15 protein-coding genes and 2 pseudogenes are annotated in these 16,408 nt (G+C 70.3%); 10 read left to right on the forward strand and 7 right to left on the reverse strand.

Annotated elements, in window-relative coordinates; genetic code table 11:
* The first annotated feature begins 6 nt into the window (after positions 1-6).
* Complete coding sequence (locus tag QSU92_RS01530; RefSeq protein WP_289264446.1) at positions 7-1,470, forward strand: DEAD/DEAH box helicase; 1,464 nt, start codon at positions 7-9, stop codon at positions 1,468-1,470.
* A 107-nt stretch (positions 1,471-1,577) separates the two neighbouring features.
* Positions 1,578-1,985 (forward strand): SHOCT domain-containing protein, encoded by a 408-nt coding sequence (locus QSU92_RS01535; RefSeq protein WP_289265780.1) that lies wholly within the window; start codon positions 1,578-1,580, stop codon positions 1,983-1,985.
* Between the two features lie 27 nt (positions 1,986-2,012).
* On the opposite strand, the gene QSU92_RS01540 is transcribed toward QSU92_RS01535, so the two are convergent.
* Positions 2,013-2,873, reverse strand: a complete 861-nt coding sequence (locus QSU92_RS01540) for a PHP domain-containing protein (protein WP_289264447.1) — start codon at positions 2,871-2,873, stop codon at positions 2,013-2,015.
* A gap of 428 nt (positions 2,874-3,301) precedes the next feature.
* On the opposite strand from QSU92_RS01540, the pseudogene QSU92_RS01545 reads away from it, so the two are divergent.
* From QSU92_RS01545 to QSU92_RS01555, 3 genes and pseudogenes are all read left to right on the forward strand, one after another.
* Positions 3,302-3,910, forward strand: a pseudogene (locus QSU92_RS01545) (endonuclease/exonuclease/phosphatase family protein); the annotation flags it as partial.
* 165 nt (positions 3,911-4,075) lie between these two features.
* Complete coding sequence (locus QSU92_RS01550) at positions 4,076-5,497, forward strand: aminopeptidase P family protein (RefSeq protein WP_289265781.1); 1,422 nt, start codon at positions 4,076-4,078, stop codon at positions 5,495-5,497.
* Positions 5,494-7,314, forward strand: a complete 1,821-nt coding sequence (locus QSU92_RS01555) for a gamma-glutamyltransferase family protein (protein ID WP_289265782.1) — start codon at positions 5,494-5,496, stop codon at positions 7,312-7,314. Before QSU92_RS01550 ends, QSU92_RS01555 begins: the two co-directional genes overlap by 4 nt.
* On the opposite strand, the gene QSU92_RS01560 is transcribed toward QSU92_RS01555, so the two are convergent.
* Together QSU92_RS01560 and QSU92_RS01565 are read right to left on the reverse strand one after the other, a co-directional pair.
* The gene (locus QSU92_RS01560) at positions 7,296-7,991 is read right to left on the reverse strand and encodes an alpha/beta hydrolase family protein (protein WP_289264448.1); all 696 of its coding nucleotides are present in this window, start codon (positions 7,989-7,991) and stop codon (positions 7,296-7,298) included. The genes QSU92_RS01555 and QSU92_RS01560 overlap by 19 nt on opposite strands.
* Positions 7,988-8,635, reverse strand: coding sequence for a YflT domain-containing protein (locus QSU92_RS01565; protein WP_289264449.1), 648 nt, complete (start codon positions 8,633-8,635; stop codon positions 7,988-7,990). Before QSU92_RS01565 ends, QSU92_RS01560 begins: the two co-directional genes overlap by 4 nt.
* 35 nt (positions 8,636-8,670) lie before the next feature.
* Here QSU92_RS01565 and QSU92_RS01570 point away from each other — a divergent pair, with 35 nt between their 5' ends.
* The 3 genes and pseudogenes from QSU92_RS01570 to QSU92_RS01580 all read left to right on the forward strand — a co-directional run bounded on the left by QSU92_RS01570 (position 8,671) and on the right by QSU92_RS01580 (position 11,648).
* Positions 8,671-9,966: a magnesium transporter MgtE N-terminal domain-containing protein gene (locus QSU92_RS01570; protein WP_289264450.1), complete on the forward strand. Its 1,296-nt coding sequence runs from the start codon at positions 8,671-8,673 to the stop codon at positions 9,964-9,966.
* Positions 9,966-10,494: pseudogene (locus QSU92_RS01575) on the forward strand (DUF1003 domain-containing protein). The gene QSU92_RS01570 and the pseudogene QSU92_RS01575 overlap by 1 nt, the downstream one beginning before the upstream one ends.
* Entirely contained in the window at positions 10,491-11,648 is a 1,158-nt protein-coding gene (locus QSU92_RS01580; RefSeq protein ID WP_289264451.1) for an Mrp/NBP35 family ATP-binding protein, read from the forward strand. The pseudogene QSU92_RS01575 and the gene QSU92_RS01580 overlap by 4 nt, the downstream one beginning before the upstream one ends.
* Before the next feature lie 5 nt (positions 11,649-11,653).
* Here QSU92_RS01580 and QSU92_RS01585 read toward each other — a convergent pair whose 3' ends face one another.
* Entirely contained in the window at positions 11,654-12,034 is a 381-nt protein-coding gene (locus QSU92_RS01585; RefSeq protein ID WP_289264452.1) for a twin-arginine translocase TatA/TatE family subunit, read from the reverse strand.
* Between the two features lie 85 nt (positions 12,035-12,119).
* Between QSU92_RS01585 and QSU92_RS01590 the strand changes: the two genes are divergently transcribed.
* The gene (locus QSU92_RS01590) at positions 12,120-12,758 is read left to right on the forward strand and encodes an O-methyltransferase (RefSeq protein ID WP_289264453.1); all 639 of its coding nucleotides are present in this window, start codon (positions 12,120-12,122) and stop codon (positions 12,756-12,758) included.
* Positions 12,759-12,825: 67 nt separating this feature from the next.
* Here the strand turns inward: QSU92_RS01590 and QSU92_RS01595 are convergent, their stop codons facing one another.
* The 3 genes from QSU92_RS01595 to dapE all read right to left on the reverse strand — a co-directional run bounded on the left by QSU92_RS01595 (position 12,826) and on the right by dapE (position 15,374).
* Positions 12,826-12,996 carry a DUF3117 domain-containing protein gene (locus QSU92_RS01595; protein WP_124293549.1) on the reverse strand — a complete coding sequence of 57 codons (171 nt, stop codon included), beginning with the start codon at positions 12,994-12,996 and terminating at the stop codon, positions 12,826-12,828.
* A gap of 90 nt (positions 12,997-13,086) precedes the next feature.
* A complete protein-coding gene (locus tag QSU92_RS01600; RefSeq protein WP_289264454.1) occupies positions 13,087-14,316 on the reverse strand; it encodes a hypothetical protein in 1,230 nt (409 codons plus the stop codon).
* Complete coding sequence (gene dapE / locus QSU92_RS01605) at positions 14,301-15,374, reverse strand: succinyl-diaminopimelate desuccinylase (RefSeq protein ID WP_289264455.1); 1,074 nt, start codon at positions 15,372-15,374, stop codon at positions 14,301-14,303. The genes QSU92_RS01600 and dapE overlap by 16 nt, the downstream gene beginning before the upstream one ends.
* A 72-nt stretch (positions 15,375-15,446) precedes the next feature.
* Here dapE and dapD point away from each other — a divergent pair, with 72 nt between their 5' ends.
* Positions 15,447-16,403 carry a 2,3,4,5-tetrahydropyridine-2,6-dicarboxylate N-succinyltransferase gene (gene dapD / locus QSU92_RS01610; RefSeq protein WP_289264456.1) on the forward strand — a complete coding sequence of 319 codons (957 nt, stop codon included), beginning with the start codon at positions 15,447-15,449 and terminating at the stop codon, positions 16,401-16,403.
* The last annotated feature ends 5 nt before the right edge of the window (positions 16,404-16,408 follow it).

The raw sequence follows: 16,408 nt of genomic DNA on the forward strand, positions 1-16,408 counted from the left end.
GACATCGTGACGACTTTCGCCGAACTCGGCGTCGATCAGGACATCGTCGATGCGCTCTCCGCGCGCGGCATCATCGACTCCTTCCCGATTCAGGAGCAGACCATCCCCCTGGGCCTTCCGGGCCAGGACATCATCGGTCAGGCCAAGACCGGCACCGGGAAGACCTTCGGCTTCGGCATCCCCGTCGTCCAGCGTCTGGGGCTCGACCCCGCACCGGGTGTGAAGGCACTGATCGTGGTCCCGACCCGGGAACTGGCGGTGCAGGTCTACGAGGACATCGACATGCTCACGCAGAACCGCTCGACCTCCGTCGTCGCGATCTACGGCGGGAAGGCCTACGAAGGCCAGATCGAGCAGCTGCAGGCGGGCGCGCAGATCGTCGTCGGAACGCCCGGGCGATTGATCGACCTGGCCGGCCAGCGCCTCCTCGACCTCTCCGGTGCGACCGAGGTCGTCCTCGACGAAGCCGACAAGATGCTCGATCTCGGATTCCTCCCCGACATCGAGAAGATCTTCCAGAAGCTTCCCGCGGTGCGCCACACCCAGCTCTTCTCGGCCACCATGCCGGGCCCCATCGTGACGCTTGCGCGTCGGTTCATGTCCAACCCCATCCACATCCGGGCGAACGACCCCGACGAGGGGCTCACGCAGGCGAACATCAACCACCTCGTGTATCGCGCGCACTCGCTGGACAAGGACGAGGTCATCGCCCGCATCCTGCAGGCGGAGGGGCGCGGCAAGACGGTGATCTTCACCCGTACGAAGCGCGCCGCCCAGAGACTGGTCGACGAGCTCGGCGACCGGGGGTTCTCGGTGGTCGCGGTGCACGGCGACATGAGCCAGGAAGCCCGGGAGCGGTCGATGGCGGCGTTCAAGGCGGGGAAGAAGGAGATCCTGATCGCCACCGATGTGGCCGCCCGCGGCATCGACGTCGACGACGTCACCCACGTCATCAACCACACGATCCCCGACGACGAGAAGACCTACCTGCACCGCGCGGGGCGAACCGGCCGAGCCGGCAAGACCGGCATCGCCGTGACCTTCGTGGACTGGGAAGACCTGCACAAGTGGGCGCTGATCAACCGTGCGCTGGAGTTCGGCCAGCCCGAGCCTCGGGAGACGTACTCCTCCAGCCCGCATCTGTTCGAGGACCTCGGCATCCCCGCGGGTGTGCGCGGCCGACTCACCAGCGCGCCGCGCGCCGAGACGGCGAAGACCTCCGGCGCCGCGTCCGATCGCCCGGGGCGCTCGGATGCGCCCCGCCGTCGTCGGCGGCGCAGTGAGGGCACGGGATCGCCCGACGCCGCAAGCGTGCCGGCCGAGCACGGGGCCGAACGCGCCGCCGAGACCGACGGTCAGGGGACGCACGACGGCAGCGGCAAGGAGCACCACGACGGCAATGCCGCCCCGGCGCGCCGCCGGCGCCGCCGCCGGGCGCCTCGCACCGGTGGCGCACCGACGGTCGGCTGACACCGTCCCGACGGCCGGGTCGCTCGAGCGATATGGTGAGCGAGACGACGCAGGACGCGGCGTCTCACCTCGCTACGAAAGGCACGACCGTGCGCTTCACCGATGTCATCGAGTACCAGGGTTTCTGGGGATCGTTCTGGGACCTCATCTGGTGGTTCCTGTGGGCCTTCGCCTTCATCGCCTATCTGTTCGCGCTGTTCGCCATCATCGGCGACCTCTTCCGCGACCACAAGATGAAGGGCTGGGCCAAGGCGATCTGGATCGTCTTCCTCATCTTCGTCCCGTTCCTGACCGCCCTCGTGTATCTGATCGCGCGCGGCGGCGGCATGGCCGAGCGCAGCGCCGCCCAGGTCCGTGCGATGCAGAAGGCGCAGGACGAGTACATCAAGTCCGTCGCCGGCGCCTCGGCGCACCCCAGTCCGGCTGATGAGATCGCCAAGGCCAAGGCGCTGCTGGATGCCGGAACCATCACGCCCGAGGAATACGAGCGTCTGAAGGCCCGCGTCATCTCCTGACGGTAGGAGTCGCGGCTCCGTCCTGGTTCAGACCAGGACGGGGCTGCTTCCTCTGCCGAGCGCGATGATCCTCTGAATCATCGCCGTCTCGGTGCTGTTCTCGCCCGGGACGTTGGGCTTGCCCTGTCCGTGGTAGTCGCTGGAGCCGGTCACGATGAGATCACGGTCCTCCACGACGCGCCGGAGCTGACGCACCTGGTCGGCGATGTTCTCCCGATGGCGCAGCTCCAAGCCGGCGAGCCCCGCGTCGAGCATGCGCTGCATCACCCCGTGCGGGAGCATGCCCCGTCCGGCCGGGTGCGCCACCACAGCCACGCCGCCCGCCCCGGTGATCCGCTCGACAGCGGTGACCGGATCGGGCGCGTAGAGCGCGACGTAGTAGTCGCCTCCGGGGTGGAGGATGCGCGAGAAGGCCTCGGTCCGGTCGCGCACGTAGCCGCGCGCGATGAGGGCGTCGGCGATGTGCGGGCGACCCACCGTGGCACCGTCGGCGGTCTGGGCGAGGATGTCGCCCCAGTCCAGATCGAAGTCGGCGCTGATGCGCTCGGCCATCTCCTGCGCGCGGTCCATGCGCGAGGAGCGGATGCGATCGGTGAGGGTACGCAGCTGGGCGTCATCCGGATCGAAGAGATAAGCCAGGATGTGCACGCTTCGCCACTGATACTTCGCCGACAGCTCCATTCCGGGGAGGAATGTCAGCCCCAGCGCCGATGCGGCGTCGGCGGCCTCGCTCCAGCCCGCTGTCGTGTCGTGGTCCGTGAGCGCCGCCGTCTGCATCCCGTGCCGGTGGGCGGCGCCCATCACCTCGGCCGGGGTCTCGGTGCCATCGGAGTAGACGGAGTGGAGGTGCAGATCCCCCGGGCCCTGGGGTCCGCGGGATCGGTGCATCCTCCCACGCTACCGTCGGCGGCGGGGCCTCGGCGGCGGGGCCCCGGCTGCGAGGGCCACGTCGAGGCCGGGCAGACGGATCTTTCAGACTCGTCGCATAGTGTCGCGATGTGCTTCGCCTGGTCGGGATCCTGCTTGCCGTGGTGGCGGCGATCGTGGCCGCGGTCCTGACGTGGCCGTCGTTCTTCCGCCTCGACCGCACCTTCCCGGTGGCGCAGATCGTCTCCTTCCGCCCTCTTCTGGTGGTGGTCTTCGCCGCCGCGGCGATCCTGTTCCTCCTCGTGGCGATCATCAGGCCGATGCGAGCCCTCGCGCTCAGTCTCGCCCTCATCTGCGTCGTGGCATCGGCGGTGGGCCTGACCACCGTGCTCGGGCGCGGCATCGGCACCCAGACGCTTCCGGAGAAGGGCGAGGACAGCCTCCGGGTCATGACGTGGAACACCGCCGGTGAGGCGACCACCGCCGAGAGCATCGCGCGGGTCGCCGTGGCGATGGATGCCGACGTCGTCACCCTCCCCGAGACGACCATCGAGACCGGCGAACAGGTAGCGATCGCCATGAGGGAGCTCGGCCATCCGATGTGGGCGCACCACACCGAGTACTTCCCCGGCGAGGGATGGGACGCGCACTCCACCACCCTTCTCATCACCCCCGAACTCGGCGACTACAGCGTGATCGAGTCCTCGGTCAACGGAACGACGAACACCTCCACGCTCCCCAGCGCCGTGGCGATGCCGGTCGACGGCGCGGGGCCCATCGTCGTCGCCGCTCACGCCGTGGCCCCGCGTCGGGAGTACATGGATCAGTGGCGCACCGATCTGCAGTGGTTGGCAGACCAGTGCGCCGATCAGAACGTCATCATGGCGGGCGACTTCAACGCCACCCTCGACCACTTGGGCGGGTTGGGCGTGGACGGCGGCGACATGGGTCGGTGCCGGGACGTCGCCAGTCGCACCGGCAACGGCTCGGTGGGGACGTGGTCCACCTCGTTGCCGGCGCTACTGGGAACGAGCATCGACCACGTCATGGTCTCCCCGCAGTGGACGCCGACGGCATCGGTGGTGCTGCGGACCATGGACGACTCCGGCAGCGATCACCGTCCCCTGATCGTGCAGCTCGAGCCGGCTGACCCACGCGCCGGCTGGCGGCGCGCGCCGGCTGATTCCCGATCGGATGCCGCGGCGGAGTGCGACACTGGAGGGATGAGCACCTCGGGCGACACCTCCTCGAACACCACCACCAATCGCCGTCAGCCCTTCCCGCAGGGTTTTCTCGACAGCATCTCCTCCGGGTGGGCCGAGCGGCCCGGCTCCCTGCCGCCGCAGCGACCCCAGGCGCAGTACGCCGCCGCACGGCGCGAACGACTCTCGGCAGCCTTCCCCGGCCGCCGCCTGGTGATCCCCGCGGGGGAGATGAAGCAGCGCAGCAACGACACCGACTACCCCTTCCGTGCCCACTCGGCGTTCTCTCACCTGACCGGCTGGGGCTCGGACTCCGAGCCGGGAGCGGTACTCGTGATGGACCCGCTTCCCGAGGGCGGCCACGGCGCCACGCTGTACTTCCGTGAGCGCGCCGATCGCACCACGCCGGAGTTCTACGCCGACGCCTCGGTCGGCGAGTTCTGGATCGGACCCCGGCCCGCCCTCGCGGGCGTCGCCGCCGACCTCGGCCTCGAGACCCGTCACCTGGACGACTTCGCGACAGCCGACGCAGACCTGATGCTCGACGTCGACGCCGAGCTCACCCGCGCGGTCTCCGAACTCCGCCTGGTCAAAGACGCGTTCGAGGTCGAGCAGATGCGCCTGGCGGTGGAGGTGACCGCGCACGGGTTCGACGACATCGTGGCCGAGCTTCCCCGCGTTCTGGCGCATCCGCGCGGAGAGCGCGTGGTGGAGGGGGTCTTCCACCTGAGAGCGCGCACCGACGGCAACGGGGAGGGCTACGACACGATCGCTGCGTCGGGTCCTCACGCCTGCTACCTCCACTGGACCCGCAACGACGGAACGGTCGCGCCCGGCGACCTCATCCTCATCGACGCCGGCGTCGAGGTCGACAGCCTCTACACCGCCGACATCACCCGCACGATCCCGGTGAGCGGACGCTTCACCGACGTCCAGCGGCGGGTGTACGAGACGGTCCGCGAAGCCGCCGACGCCGCGTTCGCCGCGGCGCGACCCGGGGTGACGTTCCGCACCGTCCACGAAGCGGCGATGCGGGTGATCGCGCAGCGCACCGCCGAGTGGGGCCTTCTGCCGGTCAGCGCCGACGAGGCCCTCGACGCCGATCGCGGCGGTCAGCACCGCCGGTACATGGTGCACGGCACCAGTCACCACCTCGGGATAGATGTGCACGATTGCGCCCAGGCGCGCCGGGAGATGTACTACGACGGCATTCTCGAGCCGGGGATGGTCTTCACCATCGAGCCGGGTCTGTACTTCCAGATCGATGACCTCACCGTTCCCGAGGAGTACCGGGGCATCGGCGTCCGCATCGAAGACGACGTGCTGATGACCGCGGACGGACCCGAGAACCTGTCAGCCTCGATCCCGCGGACCGCGGACGAGGTGGAGGCGTGGATCGCCCGGCACGCCTCGACCGCTCCGACCGGCCCGACCCCGCTGTGAGCTTCACTCCTCCTCCCCCGTTCACCACTCGGCCGACGCTGGCGGGCACCTTCGGGATGACCGCCTCCACGCACTGGATCGCCACCGCCTCGGCGCAGTCCGTCCTCGAGCGCGGCGGCAACGCCTTCGACGCGGCGACGGCGGGCGCGTTCGTGCTGCATGTGGTCGAACCGCACCTGAACGGACCCGGCGGCGATCTGGTCGGCGTCTTCGCCACCGCCGATGATCCGAGCCCCGTGGTGCTGATGGGCCAGGGTCCGGCTCCGGCACGCGCCGGCATCGCCCACTACACCGCCGAGGGGCTCGATCTCGTCCCCGGGGCGGGGGGCCTGGCCGCAGCCGTCCCCGGAGCGGTCGACGCCTGGCTCATCCTGCTGCGCGACCACGGCACATGGGAGCTGTCCGACGTGCTCGCCTATGCCATCGGCTACGCCCGTGACGGCCACCCGCTGGTCGCCCAGGCCGCCGCGACGATCGCACGGGTCGCCGGGCTCTTCCGTGACGATTGGAAGAGCTCGGCCGACCTGTGGATGCCGGGCGGCGAGCCCCCGCGCGCGGGCGAGGTCGTGCGCAATCCCGCCTACGCGTCGGTGCTCGAGGGACTCGTGCGCTCCGCAGGCCACGTGCGCGACGAGGGCCGGGCGGGACGCGCGGCACGCATCGACGCCGCGCGACGCGAATGGCGGGAGGGCTTCGTCGCGGACGAGGCCACGGCCTTCCTTCGGACGCCTCACCGTCACTCCGGCGGGGGAATGCACGCCGCCGTCATCGAGACATCCGATTTCGCGGCCTTCGAGGCGGGGTACGAGTCGGCCCTCACCCGTGAATTCCGCGGCGTGACGATTGCCAAGGCGGGGGCGTGGACGCAGGGTCCGGCCCTTCTGCAGACGCTGGCGCTCCTCGAACCCCTCACCGACGATCTGCTGGATCCTTCCACCGAGCGCGGTGCGCACACCGTCCTCGAAGCCCAGAAGCTCGCCTACGCCGACCGCGAAGCGTGGTTCGGAGACGCTTCCGACGCCGAAGCGATCACGGGTCTGTTCGACGAGGACTACCTCGCCGCGCGGCGGGATTCCATCGGAGAGGATGCTGCCACCGCGTTCCGGCCCGGGCGCCTGAGCGGCCTCGAGCCCTGGACGCCACCCCTGCGGACCGCCTACGGCCACGCCGGCGGTGCCGGAACCGGTGAGCCCACCGTCGACCGTCGTGGCCGGACCCGCGGCGACACCTGTCACATCGACGTCGCCGACCGCTGGGGCAACATCATCTCGGTGACGCCCTCCGGCGGATGGCTGCAGTCCTCTCCCACGATCCCCGCGCTCGGCTTCTGTCTCGGCACGCGGCTCCAGATGACCTGGCTCGAGCCCGGCCATCCGTCATCGCTCGAGCCGGGTCGACGCCCCCGTACCACCCTGACCCCCACGCTGACGCTCCGCGACGGCCGACCCTGGTTCGCCATGGGCTCACCCGGCGGCGACCAGCAGGACCAGTGGCAGCTGCTCGCCATCCTGCGCATGATCGTGGGCGGCTATCGCGCACAGGAAGCGATCGACGCCCCCGCGCTGCATTCGACCGCCCTGCCCGAGTCGTTCTGGCCGCGCACATGGACTCCTGCGGGAGCGGTGGTCGAGGATCGGCTCGGTGATGAAGTGATCCGCGGTCTGGAGCGACGCGGTCACGTCGTCACCCGTGCCGGGAACTGGTCGCTCGGTCGTGTCTCGGCTGTCGGCCGGGAGGCTTCGGACGGCTCGGGCAGGTCCCTGCTGTGGGCCGCCGCCAACCCTCGCGGGATGCAGGGTTACGCCGCAGGGCGCTGAGGCGAGCGCTCTCGCAGCCACGCCGCGACGGCGTCGCCGAGCTCGCCGCCTATCGCCTCGGCAGGACGTTTCCGCCCGGCGATCTCGAACGAGTGACCGCCTCCGGGTACCCAGGCGAGGGTCGCGTCGCGGCATCCGGCGACCACGCGCTCCAGGGCGTCGACGGGTTGCACGAACGGGTCGCGGGTGCCCGACAGGAAGAGCTGAGGCGGCGAGATGTCGGGAAGGTGGGTCGCGCGTTCCTTCTCCGGTTCACCCGGCGGGTGGAGGGGGTAGCCGAGGTAGACCAGGGCGGCCGGTTCGATCGCTCCCGACGCGGCGGCAAGCGACGCCATGCGGCCCCCGTACGACTTCCCCGCAGCGAAAACCGGCACCGCCGGGCACCAGCCCGAGAGCGCCGCCATCGCCGCGGCCCAGGTGGCGGTCGCATGCGCGGCAGGACCCGGCATACGACGCCCGGCTTCGCGATACGGGAAGGCGAAGCGCAGCACGCCGACGCCCCGACGCGCCAGAGCGTCGGCGACGCCGACGAGAAAGGGGTGCTCGGGCCCAGCCCCCGCGCCGTGAGCGAGGGCGACGCCGCCCCAGCATTCGTCGGGGAGCGTGAGGAGAGCCGACACTGCGACGGTTCCCCGCGGAAGCTCGACGTCGATCCGTTCGTCGCGCGAGAGCGTCATCTCGGATCGGACGTGGAGCCTTCGTCGGGGTCCCCTCCGGACGGCTCGGGGGGTGCCACGCGCTCGCCGTACCGTGGAGGATCGGCGCTACCGGGAGGAGTCGGAGGCACGGGGGCGACCGCAGGGGCGTCGGCCGGATCGACCGGTTCGGCGACCGGGGCGGGTGCGTGGGCACGGGGGCCCAGCACGCCGCGCGCCTTCGCGACGTCGGACGCGCTCACGGTGACGTCGTAGCGCTCGGCGACCACCTGCATCACCGAGGCGAAATCGCGCCGGCGGCGAACGAGCGAATAGGTGATGAGGCTCAGGAGCATGCCGATGGCGATGCCGACGAACAGCACGCCCACGAAAGCCTGGATCGGGACGGAGGGAGACCCGAGGACGAGGATCGCGGAGAACAGCATGCCCAGGAGCAGACCGTTGATCGCGCCCGACCGCGCGGCCTCGGCGTACCCGAGCCGCCCGGTGACCCGTTCGACCGAGCGGAGGTCGTGACCGACGATGGCGATGTCGCGTGCGGGGATCTCCGCCGCGATCAGGGTCGAGACGGCCTTCTGAGCCGCTTCGTACGTCGGAAAGCTCGCGATCGCCTGACCCGGTTCCCCCACACCCTGCGGCAGACGCCCCCCACCCATCATGCTCATCTCATCATCCTCCCACGCGCGACTACGCTTGACCCGTGAGCACGCAGAGGGTTTTCGTCGCGCGGCTGGCGGGGTGCTCCGTCTTCGACCCCACCGGCGATCGCCTCGGCAAAGTACGCGATGTCGTGGTGATCTATCGAAGAGACGACCCGCCCCGCGTCATCGGTCTCGTCGTGGAGATCCCCGGGCGGCGGAACGTCTTCCTCTCGATCAACCGGGTCACCTCCATCGCCACCGGGCAGGTGATCACGACCGGATTGATCAACGTGCGCAAGTTCCAGCAGCGCGGCGGTGAGGTGCGGGTCATGTCGGAGATGCTGGGGCGGAAGGTGTACTTCCGCGACGGATCGGGCCACGCCGTCATCGAGGATGTCGCCATCGAGCGCAATCGACTCGGCGAGTGGGATGTCGGCCAACTGTTCCTCCGCAAGCCCAAGACGAGCGCCTCACCGTTCGCCAAGGGACCGACCACGTTCGCCTCATGGGCCGACGTACGCGAGGATCACACCCCCGGCGAGGCGCAGTCGGCCGAGCAGCTCGTGGCGACCTACTCGGAGCTGAAGCCGGCCGATCTCGCCAACACTCTCCTCGATCTTCCCGACGACCGCCTCCTCGAGGTCGCCGAGGAGCTCTCCGATGAGCGTCTGGCCGATGCCCTGGAGGAGATGCCCGAGGACGAGCAGGTCCACATCCTCGAGCAGCTGGGCGACGAACGCGCCGCGCACATCCTCGACGCCATGGAACCCGACGATGCCGCCGACCTCCTCGGGCAGCTGCCCGAGGAGCGTTCGGAAGAGCTGCTCGACCTGATGGAGCCGGAGGAGGCCGAGGACGTCCGTGAGCTGCTGAAGTACCTGCCCGACTCCGCGGGAGGGCTCATGACGAGCGAGCCCATCGTGCTGTCCGCCGACGCCACCGTCGCAGAAGCACTCGCCCTCATCCGCCGTCATGAGCTGCATCCCGCTCTCGCCGCCGCGGTCTTCGTGACCCTCCCGCCCTATGAGACGCCGACGGGGAGGCTTCTCGGGACGGTGCATTTCCAACGGATGCTGCGCTACCCGCCGCACGAGAGGCTCGGGACGATCATCGACGACACCCTCGACCCCGTCCCGGTGACCGCGTCCGCCGCCGAGGTCGCCCGCATGCTCGCCAGCTACAACCTCGTCTCGCTGCCGGTGGTCGATCGGGCGCGACGGCTCGTGGGAGCGGTCAGCGTCGACGACGTGCTGGACTACCTCCTGCCCGAGGACTGGCGCTCGCATGACGGCGACGACAGCTCCCGCGCACCCGTTTCCGCCGCGTCACCGGCATCCCCGACGGGGACGCGCTGATGGCCCGGGGTCACCGCAGCGCGGTGTCGTTGGACGCGCCCCGCGGCCGATCAGGAGTGCTCAGCCGGACCCCTCAACCTTCGCGGGACCGGTTCGGGCGGTTCACCGAGTGGATCGCGCGCAACATGGGCACGCCCGTGTTCCTCCTGGGGCTCACCCTGTTCTGCGTGAGCCTGGATCGCCTGGAACACGCTCATGCCCATCTGGCTGCGTTTCGACTCCGCCGAATTCGGGTTCACCGCCCTGACCCTCGTCCTCTCGCTCCAGGCGTCGTACGCCGCGCCCCTCATCCTGCTCGCGCAGAACCGGCAGGATGACCGCGATCGCGTGCAGATCGAGCAGGACCGCCAGCGCGCCGAGCGCAACCTCGCCGACACCGAGTACCTCGCTCGGGAGATCGTCGCCCTGCGGATGACACTGCGCGACTTCTCCGACGAGGTGGTCACGAAAGACACCCTTCGAAGCGAGCTGCGGGCCCTGCTGGAGGATCTGGACCAGCGACGCGACGCCCCCGGTGAGCGACCGTGACCGACGCCGCATTGACCTCGGCCGTCGCCGCCGCCGTCGGCGCGGTGACCGACCCCGAGCTGCGGCGCCCGCTCTCCGAACTGCAGATGGTCACAGACGTCCGCACCGATCGCGGCGTCGCCCACGTCACCATCGCACTCACGATCGTCGGCTGCCCCGCCTCGGACCGCATCGAATCCGACGTCCGCCGTGCCGCGGCGTCCGTCCCCGGCATCCGCGACGTCGACGTCACCCTCGGCGTCATGACCCCCGATGAGCGGGCGGCGCTCACCGAGCGCCTTCGCGGGGGGCGCGCGCGTCGGGAGATGCCCTTCGGAGCAGGCTCCTTGACCCGGGTGATCGCGGTCACCAGCGGCAAGGGAGGCGTCGGCAAGTCGACGCTCACCGCCAACCTCGCCGTCGCCCTGGCGGCATCCGGCCTGTCTGTGGGTCTCGTCGACGCCGACGTCCACGGCTTCTCGATCCCCGGTCTGCTGGGTTTGGTCGCGGAAGACGGATCCGTACCGCAGCCCACCCGGATCGACGACCTCATGATCCCTCCGATCGCCCACGGCGTGAAGGTCGTCTCGATCGGGATGTTCCTGCGCCGCGGGCCCGAGGATGCTCCGCTGGGCGCGGTTGCGTGGCGCGGCCCGATGCTCCACCGCACGGTGCAGCAGTTCCTCACCGACGTGTGGTTCGGCGACCTCGACGTCCTGCTGCTGGACATGCCGCCCGGCACCGGCGACATCGCCATCTCGGTCGGCCAGCTCCTTCCGGACGCCGAGGTCCTGGTGACCACCACCCCGCAGTCGGCAGCCGCGGACGTGGCGATCCGCAGCGGACTGGTCGCTCGGCAGACCGGTCAGCGGGTCGTGGGCGTGGTCGAGACCATGGCGCCGATGACGCTCCCCGACGGAACGACGCTCGACCTCTTCGGTACCGGAGGCGGAGAAGCGGTCTCGCGCGCCCTGTCGACACCCGACGAGGCGGTCGACCTCCTCGCCTCGATCCCGCTGAGTCCTGCCCTCCGCGCGGACGGTGATGCGGGGACGCCGGTCGTCCTCGCCCACCCCGACGATCCGGCCGCGCGGGCGGTCCGCGATCTCGCAGCGCGGCTGGCCCGCTCCCCACGGGGGTTGTCGGGTCGCTCGCTCCCCCTCCGCACCCGCTGAGCGCCTCAGGTGGCTTCGCTGTCGAACGGCGGCTGCTCGCCCGCGGTGAGCGACGTCTTGCGCACGGGCGCCGCGTCCATCGCCGTCACCACCGATGCGGCCTGTGCCGCGCGGACGGTCGCCACGGGCGCATCGTCCAGGAGCGCCTCACGGATGATGCGACGAGGGTCGTACTGGCGGGGGTCGAGCGAACGCCAGTCGACGTCGTCGAAGTCCGACCCCATCTCGTCGCGCACGCGCGTCTTGGCCCCCTGAAGGAAGTCGCGGGTGCGGCGGGTGAACCGCGCCAGCGACTCGGCATAGCGCGGCAGCCGTTCGGGGCCGATGAGCAGAGCAGCGATCACACCGATCAGCAGAAGCTTCTCGATCGTGATCCCGAAGAACATGCGTCCAGATTACCGCCGCGCCTGAGGAGTCAGCCCGCAGGATCACCGTAGGCTGAGGCGGCAGGCCGGCAGGAAGGACGAGCGCATGGGCGAGCACGACGCGAACCACCGTTTCGCCGACGAAGCGACACCCGAACCCGACCACATCGCCCGCGCGAGAGCGCACGCCCTCGAGCTCGGCGCCGCGCCGGTGAGCGCCGCCGTCGGCTCTCAGTGCGCCCTCATCGCCGCATCCTCCCGAGCCCTGAACATCGTCGAGATCGGCACCGGGGGTGGAGTCTCCGGCCTGTGGCTCCTCCACGGATCTCCGCGGGCGACCTTGACCACGATCGACAACGAGCCCGAGCACCTCGGCGCGGCCCGACAAGCCTTCGCCGACGCGCGCATCCCCGCCGCCCGCGCACGCTTCATCACCGGTCGCGCGTCCGAAGTGCTGCCCCGCATGAACGAGGCGTCCTACGACATCGTCCTCATCGACGCCGATCCCGACGGGGTCCTGGAGTACGTCGAGCACGGCCTGCGCCTGGCCCGCCTCGGCGGCACGGTGCTGGTGCCCCGGGTCCTCCGCGGCGGTGCGGTCGCCGATCCGGTGCGCCGCGACGCCGTGACCACCGCCTACCGATCGCTCATCCAGGAGACGTTGGCCTCATCCGCCGTGATCGGCGCGCTCTCCATCGCCGGGGAGAGTCTGCTTCAGCTCACGACCGTCGGCGCGGACGTCTGACGCGGTCGCAGAACGGAAACGACCGGTCCGAGGACCGGTCGTTTCACGCAGAGTCTGTGGCGAGGGCTCAGGCGCCGACGACCTCACCGAGGACGTCGTACAGCTCTTTCGCTTCCGCGTCGTTGACGGAGACCACCAGACGGCCACCGCCTTCCAGCGGGACGCGCACGATGATGAGGCGTCCTTCCTTCACGGCCTCCATCGGCCCATCCCCGGTTCGCGGCTTCATGGCTGCCATCGCGGCTCCTTCTCGTCGTCGGTATATCGGTCAAGTTTATCGGGTGCGCCAGGTGCCGCGGCATCATCTCGTGTCCGTGCCGCGCATCGGTCAGGGGATCTGCCAGAACGAGGTCCCCAGTCCGTACACGTTCCAGATCCACCACCACTGACCGAGCACGCACAGCACGAGAACCGATCCGCGCCAGACCGGGTGGCGCGGTGCCGCGAACGCGCCCCACAGGGGCGAGAGCGGGAACAGCAGCCGGAACACGCTGGACTGCGGGAAGAAGACCGCCAGGAGATACACCAGGTAGCTCACCGCCCAGAGTCGCACCTCGATTCCCAGACGGGCGACGTGGGGCTCGAAGAGCACGACGCCGCCGACCACGGCGACCCCCAGACCCAAGACGACGAACCCGAGCCACGCAGGAAGCCCCCACACCCCGAACCAGAACTGCGCAGCCTGCGCCCATCCTTCGAACGGGACGAATCCGCCGGTGTCCCCCACCCACACCCGCCGCCAGGCCAGTTCTGTGTCCAGGTATGCCGTCGGATCGGCGGTGACGGCGCCGGCGATGAACGTCCAGGAGAAGCCGGTGACCGTCGCCAGGGCCCCGAGCGCGAGGATGTGCACGACCTCCGTCCCGCGCAGCGGGTCCCTTCGCCGGACGGCGAACCGCCGGATTCCGTAGAGCCCGAACAGCAGCGCCACGGCCAGGACGCCGGGGCGGGTGTACGCCATCAGCACCACCGCGGGATACAGCCAGCCATACCGACGCGTCTGCAGACACCGCAGGATCCACAGCAGGAGCAGGAGGAACAGTGTCTCGGCATAGGCGACCTGGAACATCGCCGCGAGAGGAGCGGACGCGAAGAAGGCAACGGCCCACATCGCCGCGATCCGCCCGATGCGCTCGCGCAGCAGCATCCAGAGCAGGACACAGCAGCCGTAGCCGGCGGCGAGGGCGACGAGGACCCCACCCGCTCCCCACGCTCCCAGGGGCGCACCCACCGCTCGCGCCACCAGGGCGAACACCGGCATGAACGCCCAGGCGTTCTCTCCGACCGTGCCCTGCGGGTCGCGGGGCAGCTCCGCGGGGTAGCCTTCCACAGCGATCAACCAGTACCACTGCGCATCCCAGCCGACGATGTAGTCGGCCAGGCTCGCCCCGGGGCCGAACCGGCTGCCTGCCGGAGCGAGCGCGGAGGTGAGGAGGAAGAGCGCTGTGGTCACTGCCCGCGCAGCGATGTAGAGGACGAGGATGAGCAGCGCGGGATGGCGGAACAGCACCGCGCCGGTGCGACGCCGGGTGAGCGACGAGGTCAGCCCGCCAGCCACGCCCGCAGCCCGCGCTCGACGTCCTCGATCTGCGCGAGCGCGACCCGCTCCTCGTCGTGGTGCGCCAGGTGCGGATCGCCGGGGCCGTAATTGACGGCGGGTACTCCGAGTGCCGAGAAGCGCGCGACGTCGGTCCAGCCGTACTTGGGACGGGGCTCCCCGCCGACGGCGTCGAGGAACTCCTGCGCGAGCGGCGCGTCGAGCCCGGGCCGTGCCCCCTCCGCGAGATCGACGACCTCGACGTCGAAGCCCGCGAAGACGTCGCGGACGTGTCGCTCGGCCTCCTCGCCGCTGCGACTCGGGGCGAATCGGTAGTTCACTTCGATCTCGCAGGCATCGGGGACGACGTTCCCGGCGATACCGCCGTGAACGCGGACGGCGTTCAACCCCTCGCGGTAGACCAGCCCGTCGACGCCGACATCACGCGGACGATACTCGGCGAGCCGGGCCAGCGCGGGCGCCGCGGCGTGGATGGCGTTGACCCCCACCCAGGCACGCGCGCTGTGGGCGCGAACGCCCGAGGTGCGCACGATCGCGCGGAGATTGCCGTTGCAGCCGCCCTCGACGGTTCCGTTGGAGGGCTCGCCGAGGATTGCGAAGTCGCCGGCGAAGAGATCCGGGCGGGCCCGCGCGAGGCGGGTCAGGCCGTTGAGGTCGGCGTCGACCTCCTCGTGGTCGTACCACATCCACGTGAGGTCGACGCGGGGCGCGGTCAACTCCGCGGCGAGCTTGAGCTGCACCGCGACGCCCGCCTTCATGTCGACCGTCCCCCGGCCCCACAGGAAGGCCTCGCCGTCGATCTCGACGTCGCGCGTGGGCACATTCGCGTTGATCGGCACGGTGTCGATATGCCCGGCGATCACGACCCGCTGCGCCCGCCCGAGATCGGTCCGCGCCACGATGGTGTCGCCGTCTCGGTGGATCTCCAGGTGAGGGAGGTCTGTGACCGCCGCGAAGATCGCATCAGCCAGCGGCGTCTCCTCACCGGAGACGCTGGGGATGTCGCAGATGGTCCGGGTGAGATCCACGGATGACGCGGACAGATCGATCGCGGGCACGCCCTGGAGTCTACCCAGCCCGCACGTCGCCGATCGTCCGGGTCGGGGGTCCCGGTTCGCTACCGTGGAGGTATGAGTGAAGACCGCTGGGTGTGGGGCGTAGGGCTCTCGACGATCGCCGAGAACGGCACGGTTCTGGACGCATGGTTTCCCGAGCCACGGATCGGCCGCCTTCCGGCCGGATTCGATCCGGCGCTGGCGCCCTCGGACATCGAGCGTCACGCCGTCCCCGACCCCCGTCGGGCCGTCGACATCGAGGTCGTCGCGATCGAGATCGATCTCGACCACCGTCCCACCTCCACAGCGGACGCGTACCTCCGCCTGCACGCGCTGTCGCACCGCCTCGTCGCGCCCAACGACCTGAATCTCGACGGCATCTTCGGCCAGCTCCCCAACGTCGCCTGGACGACGGCCGGGCCGATGCATCCCGACGACCTCACACGTCTTCGTCCGTTCCTGGCCCGCGACGGCATCCAGGTTCAGGGAATGGACAAGTTCCCACGTCTGCTCGACTACGTCACACCGATCGGGGTCCGCATCGCCGACGCTTCGAGAGTGCGCCTGGGCGCCCACCTCTCCCCCGGCACCACTGTCATGCACGAGGGCTTCGTCAACTACAACGCCGGCACTCTCGGCGCATCAATGGTCGAGGGCCGGATCTCGCAGGGGGTGATCGTCGGCGACGGCAGCGACATCGGTGGCGGCGCCTCGATCATGGGGACGCTTTCGGGGGGCGGTTCGCACCGCATCTCCATCGGGCGACGCACGCTTCTCGGGGCCAACGCCGGCATCGGCATCTCCCTCGGCGACGACTGCGTCGTCGAGGCGGGCCTCTACGTCACGGCCGGCACGAAGGTCGTGCTCTCCGACGAGCCTGCGCGCGCCGATGGAGCGCAGCCCGTCGTGAAGGGCGCCGAGCTGTCGGGCCGGGACGGTCTGCTCTACCGCCGCAACTCGCTCACCGGAGCCGTCGAGGCGGTGCGCCGGACCGGAGTGGGCGTCACACTCAACGAGTCGCTGCACGCGTAGCCGCA

Origin of the sequence: Microbacterium sp. ET2 (assembly GCF_030347395.1) — a bacterium.
GTDB classification, from domain to species: Bacteria; Actinomycetota; Actinomycetes; order Actinomycetales; family Microbacteriaceae; genus Microbacterium; species Microbacterium albipurpureum.